General features: G+C 51.0%; 2 protein-coding genes. Both read left to right on the forward strand.

The genetic code is table 11. The features are described from left to right. Positions 1 to 34: 34 nt before the first annotated feature. Entirely contained in the window at positions 35 to 12571 is a 12537-nt protein-coding gene (locus tag V5T57_RS05730) for a FecR domain-containing protein (RefSeq protein WP_332890212.1), read from the forward strand. A 303-nt stretch (positions 12572 to 12874) separates the two neighbouring features. Continuing rightward, positions 12875 to 13051: a hypothetical protein gene (locus V5T57_RS05735; protein ID WP_332890213.1), complete on the forward strand. Its 177-nt coding sequence runs from the start codon at positions 12875 to 12877 to the stop codon at positions 13049 to 13051. Positions 13052 to 13080: the final 29 nt, after the last annotated feature.

Consider the following 13080-nt stretch of genomic DNA (forward strand, 5'->3'; position numbering starts at 1 on the left):
CTTTCATTTTTGATTTAAACCATATGGTGTTCCCATGGGTAACCAAGCATCTTCCAAATGGAACGTTGCCGTTTATATCGTTGTCGGCGTACTGGTCGGGATCGTAGCGGTCGGCGGACTCTTTTTGATGATTGGCGGTGAAAAACCCGCACCGGAGAGGCAAGTTGTGCTCTCTCCTGGTGGGGTTAAAGCACGAACAGCCCGACCAGAGATGGTTAAGCCACAACCCATACAGGAACAGAAGGTTGCAAAAAAAATGCAACCGGAAGCACCTGTGGTTGCGATGCCCTCTCGGGATTCTGCCGGTAAGGTCAAAAAACTTAAAGGTAAAGCCAGAGCGATCTATAAAGGGGAAGTACGCCCCTTAAAAAATGGTGACATGATCTACTCTGGTGACACGCTGGTGACGGAAGTTAACTCCCGTTTGATCCTAATCATGCGGGATGATGCGCTGTTGGCTTTGGGTGAAAATACTGAATTTGAAATTAAGAGCTACCACTACTCTTCGGATCAAAAGAAGGGGCAGGGTAAGATGCTCTTTAAGCGCGGATTCTTCCGTGCGGTCTCTGGTAAATTAGCCAAACTGAAGAACAAGCCCTTTATCATTGATACCCCTGTGGCCTCGATGGGTGTTCGGGGTACGGAGTTTGCGGCAACCCTTAAAACGGGTGCCGATGGAAAACCCACCCTGGAAGTAACCTCCATTGCACCAACCACTGAGGTGCAAAATGAAGCTGGTACGACTGTACTGGATAAAGCCCATACCGAATCTAAGGTGGCGGATAAGGCCTCCACACCTTCTGCACAGAAAAAAGTGGACCCCAAAAAAGTGGCGGATGCCAAGCTCTCCACCACTGTACCACGTCCTTTGACCGATCAAGCCAAGCAGGCCATTCAAGATCAAGCCGCGCAATCCTACCTGGAATCGGGTCTGGCCAAAAATGAGGCGGAAGCCCAACAGATGGCGGAAGCCAGTATTGACCAGTTAGCGGAAGAGGCTGCCTGGAACGCCACGGCCGAAACCTTACTGGATGCAGCTAAGACCGAAGATGAAATTATCCAGCTTGAAGAGAAAATGGAGAGCCTGGAAGGGGCGTTAGGTGACGATCCTGCCCTACAGAAACAGCTTGAAGATCTACAGAAGAAACAAGCAGATGCTAAGGCTGAGCTTGATAAAAGTACCGACAGCGCGCTGAGCGAGGCCGTTGGGGAAGAGAAGCTGGAAGAAGTCAAAGAGGCGCTTGAAAAGACGGAAGATGATAAAGCCAAGCTTGAAGAGGCTTTTGCCGAACAGCTTGAAGGGGTTGATGAAGCGGCCCTGGAGCAGATTAAAGCCCTGGATGAGCAGAAAAAAGCGGAACAGGAAGCGCTGGATGGCAAGCTGGCCGAAGCCTTAGGTGATGAGGTAGATGGTACCCAGTTGGAAAGCCTGAAAGAGGCCGCCGACGCTATTGCAGAAAAGCAGTTGGAAGTTGAAAATGGCCTTGAAGAGCAACTGGATGAAGCTAACCTGACGGATGGCGATAAACAGGCGTTGGATAGTCTGAATGATCAGTTGGAGAGTAATCAAGCTGCGCTACAGGATGGTTTGGCCGCTAAGTTGAGTGGAGAAGGCTTTACCGCGGAGCAGATTGCCCAGGCTCAAACCTTAAGTGAAAAAATTAAGGACGGCACTTATGTGCAGGGTGATCAGGTTGAAGAGAGTATCGATGGAATTTCTGCCCTCCAAGCATTGACCGTAGCTCAGGTGTTAAATGAGCAAGGGTCGGCACTCAACACGTTGGAAAAAGAGTTTGCTACGGATGTTGCCAATCAACTTGGTGCAACCAAGGCGGATGCTGCATTGGATGCGCTCTCGACGGCAAAAACACAGCAGCAGGCCTTGGATACTCAACTTCAAGAGAGTGTGGCCCAAGTTGTTGGTACCGATAATGTTGATCAAGCGCTGGATGCGGTCAGTCAGCGAAATGAAGCTGTGACCAGCTTAGAAAAAGAGATCACCAGCAAAATGGCAGAAACAGTGGGTGACGCGGCCAGTGTGGAGGCTGTGACCAACCTACTGGAACAGCGAGATGCCCAGCTAGAGAAGCTGGATAATCAGTTGGAAAATCAGCTGGCTGATGCTGGAGTAGATGCGGTGGCTGTGGAGCAGGTTAAAGAGGTTGCCCAACAGGCGGAGACCCAGGCTGAGCAACTGCAGCAACAGATGCAACAGAGCTTGACCGAACAGGGTGTGAGCGCTGATCAAGCCGCTGCTTTGACCGAACTGGCGGCACTGAAGCAGGAGCGTGAAAGTATTGAGGCCCCGCCCTCACTAGATACGTTGGTTGATGCCCCGGTGGATGCTAATGCTAAAGAGTTGGCTACGGTTTCTGAAAAGCTGGTAGAGAACTTTGTTAATAAAGTAAAAGAGGTGGTCTCCACCCAGGGTGGCAACCCCTTAGCGGCCGTGACCTCAACGGTTAAACAGGCTCAATCTGAGCCCGTGCAGTTAATTGAGCAGCCCCAAGCACAAGAGCAGGAATCACTCTTTACAGATCCGGCAGCCACACAGCAAGAGACCCAGCAAGAGCAACAGCCTCAGCAGCAACAAGAGAGCCAGCAAGAAACCTCTTCTGAAACGGGTAAAGAGAGTGCGCAACCTCAGGCTTCTGAACAGGCTCAGGCAAATGCCGCAGAGCAATCTGCTGTCCAGCAAAGCCAGCAGAGCACCAGCCCGGATACTGGAGCCGCAAGTAGTACGGGTTCCAGTGGGGGGAGTAGTGGTGGTTCTGGCAGCAGTGGGGGAAGTAACAGTGGACCCAGTGAACTAAACTTAAGTGTCACCAGTATTTCACGTTTTGCGCCTGCAGGTACTGAAGTGGGTATCTTTACGGCCGTGGATCCAGATGGTGATACGGACTTTGTTTATGGGTTTGGTGAACCTAACAGTGACGCCAATGGGGCATTCTCCATTGATGGTGATCGCTTGTTGGTGGCAGATACAACGGCACTGCTTTCGTTTAATGGAAGTTCCGCCGAACAGACGATCTCTGTGAAGGTGACGGATAAAGATGGGCAAGGCCTATCCAAGACCGTACAGTTTGTGATTGAGGTAACCGGTTCGAGCAACCTTAAACCCACCGATCTTCTGCTCAGTAACGCAGCCATTCCTGCGGGTAGTGATAATGGTACGGTCATCGGCTCCTTTACCACCGATGATCCCGATACCGATGACACCCACACCTATAGCTTTGCAACAGATGGCGATGCGGGTGGTCTTGTAGACATTTCCGGCAGCAACCTGATTGTGGCCAATGCCGATAGTATTTCGTCAGGATCAACCTATACCATCACCGTTATCTCAACCGATGCAGGTGCTTTGACTGTAGAAAAGTCCTTCACCTTGACCGCATCAGCGGATCCCAATCAGGCGCCTGACTCCTTAAATTTAAGCAACAGTAAAATTACGGTTGATGCTGCGTTGGGCGCTGTTGTTGGTGACTTTACAGCCACCGACCCTGACGGTGATACGGAACTCAGCTTTGCCTTTACCAGCCCCAATGCCAATGCCGATGGTCTGTTTGCGCTGGATGGCGATACGCTGATTGTAAATGCTGAAGATTTGGTGGCCGGGAGCTATGGGGTTACCGTTCAGGTAAGCGATGATGGTGGTCTTTCATACAGTGAAAACTTCACCATTGATATTGCCTCGGTGAACAATGCACCCACCGATCTGGCTTTGGACAATACCCGTGTGGGGTCGGACAGTGCTGTCGATGATGTTGTTGGTGCTTTGACAACGACCGACCCCGATAGTGGAGAGAGCTTTAGCTACAGCTTTGCCGGCCCCAATGGGGATGGGGATGGTCGCTTTGGTATCCAGGATGACAATGTGGTGGTTAAGGTACCGCTGCAACCCGGTGATTATGCCATTACCATCCGTACCATTGACCAAGGCGGCAACGGTTTAAGCTTTGATAAAACATTCAGTATTGAGGTGTTTGATAGCAATGGGGCCCCCACGGATATCACGCTAAGTAGCACGGTGATTCCCCTGAACAGCACCAACGGTGCAGTTATTGGTACCCTTGGCGCGGTTGATCCTAATGCTGATGAGCAGTTCCAGTTCACCTTTACCAGCCCCAATGGCAATAGTGATGGTCGTTTTGAGATCAATGGTAATCAGCTGTTGTTAGCCGACAGTAATGCCATTGTGACGGGTCAGAGCTACCCCATTACCATCCAGGTGACGGATCGTGACGGCACGGGCCTAAGTTTGGATAAGGATTTCAACATCCTGGCTTCGACCGACCCAAACCGTATGCCCACCGATATCAGCTTAAGCAACCAAAGCGTTGCCCAGACCGCTCAAAACGGTACGGTTGTGGCGGCAATCAGCGCTATTGATCCAGATGGTGATACCGATCTGGTCTTCAGCTTTACAGATCCTGCGCAGAATGCTGGTGGTCTGTTTGCACTGGATGGCACCACCTTGGTGGTGGCCGATCGTGATCTGCTGAGTCCGGGGCAAAAGGATATTACCCTGCGGGTGACCGATAAAAATGGTCAAGGTCTGAGCTTTGATAAGAGCTTTCAGATTGAGGTGACGGCGGTTAACCAAGCGCCGACAGATCTGGGTTTAAGCAGTCAAGTGGTACCCCTGAACAGCAGCAATGGCACCGTGATCGGCTCTCTTTCTGCCACAGATCCAGATGCGGGTGAGAGCTTTGTCTTCACCTTTGCCGATCCAGATAATAATGCTGATGGTCGTTTTGCCATTGATGGCGCCAATCTGACTGTGGCGGCATCGGGTAATATTGTACCGGGGCAAAATTACAACATTACACTGCGGGTAACGGATCAAAATGGTACGGGATTAAGCTTTGAAAAAGGCTTTGTTATTGAGGCTTCGTCTGATCCAAACCGGGCACCGACGGATCTTATTTTGAGCAATACCACCGTTGGGGCCGGTAGTGCAGCGGGCACCGTTGTTGGGGATATCAGTGCGGTGGATCCTGATGGCGATACCGATCTGGTCTTCTCTTTTGCCGATCCAGACCAAAATGCGGGTGGTCGCTTTACCCTCAATGGTAACCAGTTGGTAGTGGAGAACAGTGCACTCCTGACAGCAGGTACCCATGCCATTACAGTGCGGGTAACCGATAAAGCGGGCCAGGGACTAAGCTATGATGAAGGCTTTACGATCACAGCTACCGACACCAACGTTGCCCCGACGGACCTTCAACTGAGCAGTAATGTGGTGCCCTTGGGCAGCAATAATGGTGATCTGGTTGGTACCCTCTCAGCCACAGATCCTGATGTTGGGGATACCTTTACCTTTAGCTTTACCACACCGGATGGGGATGGTGGTGGACGCTTCCAGCTAAATGGGGATCGTCTGGAGGTTGCGGATAGCGCTTCGATAGTCGCCGGTGAGAGTTATGCGGTGACCATTCGGGTTACAGATCAGGGTGGGCTAACGCTGGATAAAAACTTCTCCATTCTGGCCTCTAGTGATACCAACCGTGCCCCGACAGATATCGTTCTTTCGGCACAATCGATCGGCTCTGGTAGTGCGAACGGAACCGTGGTTGGGGTGATCAGCGCGGTGGATCCGGATGGCGATACCGATCTGGTCTTTACCTTTAATGCACCAGCGGGTGATGCCAGTGGCCGCTTTGGTTTAGACGGCAGCAATCTGGTGGTGGCCAATACGGCCCTGATGGATGCAGGCAGTTACGAGATCACCCTAAGGGTAACCGATAAGGCAGGCCAGGGCCTGAGCTATGATGAGACCCTGACCATTACGGTGACGGATACCAACCAAGCCCCCACGGATATGGCGCTCTCCAATGGCACCATTCCTTTGAACAGTGCCAATGGTACCGTCATTGGTGGCTTAACCACGACTGATCCTGATGGTGACGATGGCTTTGTCTATAGCTTTGCGGATCCTAACCAGGATGCCAGTGGCCGCTTTGGTTTAGACGGCAGCAATCTGGTGGTGGCTGACAGTGGTAACATCACCACCGGGCAGAGCTACCCCATTACCCTTAAAGTGACCGATAAAAATGGTCAGGGCCTGAGCTTAACCAAGGATTTCACCCTTACCGCTTCCAGTGATCCTAACCGTGCACCGGATAGTATTGCGCTAAGCAATAACTCGGTAGATGCCGGTAGCCCTGTTAACAGTGTGGTGGGTGGTTTAACCGCCACAGACCCGGATGGGGATACCGATCTGGTCTTTGAATTTGTCGCCCCTGGTGGTGATGGCAACGGGGTTTTTGCCCTGCAAGGCACCAATGTGGTGGTGGCCAATAGTGATGGGCTGACCCCAGGTGATCACACCATTACCATCCGGGTTACCGATAATAATGGGGCAGGTTTAAGTTTTGACCAAAGCTTTACGATCAATGCCGTGGATACTAATTTGGCCCCCACGGATATCCTGCTGAGTAATGATGTTATCCCCTTTGGTTCAGTCAATGGTGCTGTTTTGGGCGCGCTGTCTGCACAGGACCCGGATGGGGATGATGGCTTTGTCTTCAGCTTTGCTAGCCCCAATAACGATGCCGATGGACGTTTTGGCCTGAGCGGGAATACCTTGACCTTACAAGGGGCCGATAACATTACCGCTGGGAGTAGCTATAGCATTACTGTGCGGGTAACCGACCGTAATGGTACAGGTTTTAACCTGGATAAGAGCTTTACCCTTAAAGCTTCTACCGATCCGAATCAGGCCCCAACCGCTTTGGTACTCTCCAACACCAACACCCTGTCTGAACAACCGGTTAATACTTTGATCGGTAGCATGACAGCGACGGATCCAGATGGAGATACCGATCTGGTCTTTAGCTTTGCGGCACCTAATCTGGATGCGGCAGGTCAATTTGCCATCCAGGGTAGTTCGCTGGTGGTTAATGTTTCAGACTTAGCTGCGGGGAGTTATGACATCACCCTGCGTGTGACCGATAAAGGTGGTGCAGGCCTGAGCTTTGATCAGAACTATACCATTGCGGTTGCCCAGTCCAATGAAGCACCGGTGGATATGCAGTTAAGCTCCAATGTGGTGCCTTTTGGTAGTGGTATTGGCACCATCATCGGTGCTTTAAGCACCACCGATCCTGATGGTGAGGATGGTTTTGTTTATAGCTTTACGGTGCCGAATCAAAATGCAGATGGGCGGTTCCGTATTAATGGTAGCAACCTGGAGGTGGCAGACTCTGCCAACTTTACAGCAGGGAGCAGCTACGATATCTCCGTACGTGTAACCGATAAAGATGGTACGGGTCTGACGCTGGATAAAGACTTTACCCTGATAGCATCCGATGATCCGAACAAAGCCCCCAATGTTTTAGAGTTGACGAACACCAGTATCAACATCGGTAGTGAGACCGGTTCTGTGGTGGGTTCATTAACCGTCACTGACCCGGATGATACCGACGGCTTTGTCTTCTCCTTTGTCAGCCCCAACCTAAATGCAGGGGGCATGTTTGCCCTGCAAGGTAGTGATGTGGTGGTGGCCAACGGATTGTTGCTGGAAGAGGGCCTGCATGACATTACCGTCCAGGTAACAGATAAAAATGGCGGGGGTTTGTCTTATTCCAAGAGCTTTGGCATTGAGGTTATTCAACCCAACCGTGAACCAACCGATATCCAGCTCTCCAACGATGTGGTTCCTTTTGCTTCCACCACAGGGACCACCATTGGTTCATTAACCGCGACCGATGCTGATGAAGGTGAGAGCTTCATCTTCAGCTTTGCAGCACCCAACCAGGATGCCGAAGGGCGCTTCTCTATTCTGGGCAATACGTTGACGTTAAAAGATGCGGCACAGATTGAAGCAGGCCAGAGCTATCCCATTACCCTCATGGTGACCGATGGGGCAGGGGCAAGCTTTGAGAAGGATTTTGTCATCCTGGCTTCTGATGATCCTAACCAGGCACCCAGTACGTTAACGCTGTCCAATGCCAGTGTGGATGTTGGGGTGGAGATCAACCATGAAGTGGGTCAGTTCAGTGCCATTGATCCAGATGGGGATACTGCCTTTATCTATGAGTTTATCCAGCCTTATGGCGATGCCGATGGTCTGTTTGGTATCCAGGGGGATAAGCTGGTGGTCCGTACGCCAGATGCGCTAGAGGATGGTGAGGCACTCATCTCTGTGCAGGTAACCGATAAAAATGGTGAAGGTCTATCCTACAGCAAAAACTTTGTGGTCACGGTTATCCAACCCAACCGGGCGCCTACCGATCTGCTGCTCAGTAGTGATGTTATTCCGTTTGGATCGGATAATGGCACCCTTATCGGGGCACTCTCGGTGGTGGATGCGGATGGGGATGATGGCCACGTCTTACAGTTTGTTGACCCCAATGGCAACGCCGATGGACGCTTTAGTCTGCTGGGTCATACACTAACCCTGGCGGCTGGTGATCAAATTACAGCCGATAACAGCTATGACATTACCGTACGTGTAACGGATAAAAATGGTACCGGTTTAAGCTTTGATAAGAGCTTTACCCTCAATGCCTCATCCGATCCCAACCGGGCACCGGATGGTTTGACCATGACCGGTGCACAAGTGGATGTTGGAGCGCCCAAAGGCACCCTGGTTGGTGGCTTGCAAGCCACTGATCCTGATGGTGATACAGACTTCCAGTTTAGCTTTGTTGATCCCAACGGCTCAGCAGGGGGTGCCTTTGCCATTGATGGTAGTAACGTGGTGGTGGCGGATGCCAAACTGATTGAAGAGGGTGTACAGGAGATCACCGTACGGGTGACTGATAAGAGTGGTGCCGGGTTGAGCCTGGATCAAACCTTATTGATCACGGTCATTCAACCCAACCGGGCCCCCACCGATATTCTGTTGGATGATCAAGAGACAGAAATTGGTCTGCCTGTTGGTACGGCTGTTGGACGCCTGTTTACAGAGGATGCCGACTTTGGTGATCTGCACAGCTATAGCTTTGTTGACCCCAATCAAAACGCGGGTGGTCAGTTTGCCTTGGTGGGCAATGAGCTGCAAATTGGCAGTGCCAGCTTAACCGCAGGTGAGCATCTGATTACCATCCGTGCTGAGGATGAAGCGGGTTTGGGTGTTGATAAGAGCTTTGTCATCACCATTATCCAGCCCAACCGTGTACCAACCGATCTGACTCTGACCAATACACAGGTGCCTTTCGGGGCCAGTCAGGGAACCGTTATCGGTTCGCTCACGGCAACAGATGATGATGATAATGAGCAGTTTACCTTCCGCTTTACCGATCCCAATGGGGATGCCGATGGCCGCTTTGCCCTGAATGGTAACCAGCTGCTGATCGAAGATCCCATCCGTCTACCGAGTGGGGGTGAGTTTGCGATCTCTATTGAGGTGGCTGACCAAGCAGGGGCTGTTTTGGTTAAGGACTTTACCCTAACGGTTAGTGCGGATCCCAACTTGGCCCCAACAGATCTTATGTTGAGTAACCAACAGGTTGCAGCAGATGCGGTTGCAGGTAGTGTGGTGGCGGATATTACAACGACAGAACCCGATGGTGAAACAGATCTGGTATACACACTGGTCGCCCCGAATAGTGATGGGGGTGGACGTTTTGCCATCAGTGGTGCTCAGTTGGTGGTATCAACCGGTGCTGATCTAACCCCGCAAGCGGGTTTGGATACGGAATATGCCATCACCTTACGGGTAACCGACCAAGGGGGTAGCGGGCTCTCTTATGAAGAGAGCTTTGTGATCCAACTCACAAACCGAGCACCGGATACCCTGGCGTTAAGCTCTACATTGGTACCCGCTGGCGCTGCTGTGAACAGTGAGATCGGAACACTGAGTGCCACCGACCCCGATGCCGTGGATGATGGGTTCGTCTACCGCTTTGCAGCCCCCTATGAAGATGCGGGCGGTCGGTTTGCTTTACAGGGTAATAAGTTGATTATTGCCGATGCCTCCTTGCTGGATCCTGGTCCTGGTGAGCCAACCACCTTTAATGTCACCGTTGAGGTGGCCGACAAACAAGGTGAGGGTTTGGCTTTGGCCCGGGACTTTGTATTGACCTTGGATAACCGGGCTCCAACGGATATTGATCTTTCCAATACAGAGGTCTCTTTTTCAGCACCAGCAGGTACTTTGGTGGGTAGCCTCTCTGCCAGTGACCCCGATGGGGAAGATGGCTTCCTGTATAACTTTACAACCCCTAATCTGGATGCGGATGCCCGCTTTGTTCTGGATGGTTCCAACCTGCGGGTTGCAGAAGGTGCGGTGTTGGATGCCGATGCGCAATACACCATTACGGTTCAGGTGACAGATAAGAATGGTAGCGGCCTGAGCTTTGCCAAGGATTTCTTCCTCACCATCTCATCTGATCCGAACCTAGCCCCTACAGATATTCAGCTTAGTGGGGATGTGGTTGATCCAGATGCGGTTAACGGTACTGTGGTTGGCACCCTGACAGGGGTAGATCCTGACTCCAGCGATCTGGTCTTTGGCTTTGCTGACCCTTATGGCAACGCCAATGGCCGGTTTGGTGTGGATGGCAACCAACTGGTGGTGACGGATGCGACCCTGTTGCAGGTAACGCCCGGTGAGATGACCAGTTATCCCTTAACACTAAGGGTGACCGACAAAGATGGTGCGGGACTTAGTTATGATAAAAACGTAACTGTTACCCTCTCTAACCGGGCACCAACGGATCTTATTCTTAGTAACACAAGTTTGGTGGCAGACAGTGCCGAAGGTACGGTTGTAGGTACCCTTACGGCGGTGGATAGTGATGGTGACGATGGCTTTGTCTTCGCATTTGGTAATCCCAGCCAAGATGCCGATGGTGCCTTCCGCTTGGAAGGGGATCAGCTGATTGTGTCGGATCCAAGCAAGCTGCCATACAGTGCTGATAGCAGTAACAGCTTCCCCATCACCCTGCAGGTGACGGATAAAAATGGTAACGGCGAAACCTTAAGCCGCGACTACAACATTGTATTGAGCAATCAGGCGCCTACCTCTTTGACACTGAGCAACAATACGGTGAGTTCGGAGGCCATAAATGGTGATGAAGTTGGAACACTGCTGGCCAGTGATCCGGATGATATTGAGGGGCTGGTCTTCAGCTTTGAAAACCCCAATGGGGACGCCAATGGCCGCTTTGCCCTTGAAGGTAACCAGTTGGTTGTAGCCGATGCAGAAAATTTAATTCCTGCTACCGGAGATCCTGAACATGCCATTACCATTCGGGTAACCGATAAAATGGGTAATGGTCTGACCTTGGATCAAACCTTCACGATTGTGGTTAATGTGGTCAACCATGCGCCAGAGAACATCTATTTGAGCAAAGATAATGTGCCAGATGATGCCGTAGTTGGTGAGGTTGTGGGTGCTCTAACAGCCACCGATCCCGATGGTGATACCGACTTTGTCTTTACCTTAACCACGCCCAATGAAGGGGCAGGGGGACGCTTTGGTATAGATGGAGCCAATTTGGTGGTGGCAGACACGACCAACTTGGATGCCGGTAACTATGACATTACCGTACGGGTCACCGATAAGAGCGGTGCAGGGTTAAGCTATGACAAAGACTTTACCATCATTGTCTCCCAGGGTAATCGTGCACCAACAGACATCAGTCTAAGTAATGATCAGGTGGCCCATGATGCTACGGCCGGTACCGTCATTGGTACCTTCAGTGCGACAGATGCCGATGCGGGGGATACTTTTGTCTATAGCTTTACCGAGCCCAATAACGATGCTGATGGGCGGTATGGTATCAGTGGTTCCAATCTGGTGGTGGCTGATGCGACTAATCTGGATGTCTTTACAGATAACGATCGCCAACACACCATTACCGTTAAGGTAACCGATCAAAATGGGAGTGGTTTGTCCTACAACGAGACCTTTACCATTAATGTCACCCAGTTTACGGATACCACCACCACACCTGATGTAACCGGTACGACCACCACCATTACAGAGAGCGCTAAAACCGAGTTTACTTCGGTGGAGGGCTCTCTTGAGGCTGGTACGGCGGTGACCATTAATGAGACGGATATCACTGATTTGGTCTTGGGTAAACTGGCCCAGCAGATGACCGATGGTGGGACATTTACAGGTGATGTGAGTGATGTGATTAAGAAGTTCACCATTTCGGTGACCGGTGATGAAGTAATGGCCACCGCCGTCATTGGTTCGGTACAGTCCCTATATGACCGCTTACCTGACTCGGCCAAGGCTGTATCGGATAATCTGTTCGGCACTGTGGCGCAGTATAGTGACACCGATACCGCGTCGGTTCAGTTCCGTATTAAACCGGTTATTGTGGGTACAACCCTCTCCTTTGACACGGCTAACTCCTATGTGGATGTGGTCAATGAGTCGACCTTGCTGCCTAACTTGACCTTTAGCCTTACCGATATCATTAGTGAGTATAATGATGTCCGGGGTGACTTGGCCGCGGGTGGCCTAAGCTTCTTTACTGGTTCAAGTGATGAGGATGGCTCTCAGGAAATTCCAACCTCTATCAATATTGACTACTTCTTCCCTGGTTTGGTGGATGCATTAACCATCAACAATGGCAGTATTACCCTGACACCACCTGCCACCAATTAAGTGTGTAAAAGTTTGGGTTAGGGGAATATTGATTAAAGAAAAAGTGGTGTGTTCGATGGTTCGTTTGCCACCCAGTCTTTGGGCATAACTCCGTTTGGTAAGCTAACTGGCATACGCTGATCAGTTTGTGGAACGATGTTATGGATCCAGTCTGTCAAATATTTAAGATTGTCATTGCTTAAGGCGTAGCTATCCACCGCATATCGCTGATCCATGGGGTTTCTAAGTGTTGAATCACATCTTGGTGCTCTTGCTTATGGCTTATTAATCGGGAGCGTTCTCTTTCTCCAGCATCTCTTCTTCATGGCTGAAGAGGTCATTGGCAAGGTTGAGAACCTCGCTAAGCAAAGATCAGCACCTTGTCCAACCAAGCAAAGCCGTAAACAGTTGTTGATGATCTGTGTTCCTCTCATCAACCCCTATACGCAGCCGGTGGCGATTCCAGGTAAAGGCGGTTGCATGCTGATTGCGCCTTCGTAAACCTATAAACACTCCACCCATTTATTTAT

Origin of the sequence: Magnetococcus sp. PR-3, assembly GCF_036689865.1 — a bacterium.
Taxonomy (GTDB): Bacteria; Pseudomonadota; Magnetococcia; order Magnetococcales; family Magnetococcaceae; genus Magnetococcus.

Coding starts and splice junctions, on each gene's coding strand:
- V5T57_RS05730 (WP_332890212.1), top strand. CDS start 35: ATGGGTAACCAAGCATCTTCCAAATGGAACGTTGCCGTTTATATCGTT.
- V5T57_RS05735 (WP_332890213.1), top strand. CDS start 12,875: ATGGCTGAAGAGGTCATTGGCAAGGTTGAGAACCTCGCTAAGCAAAGA.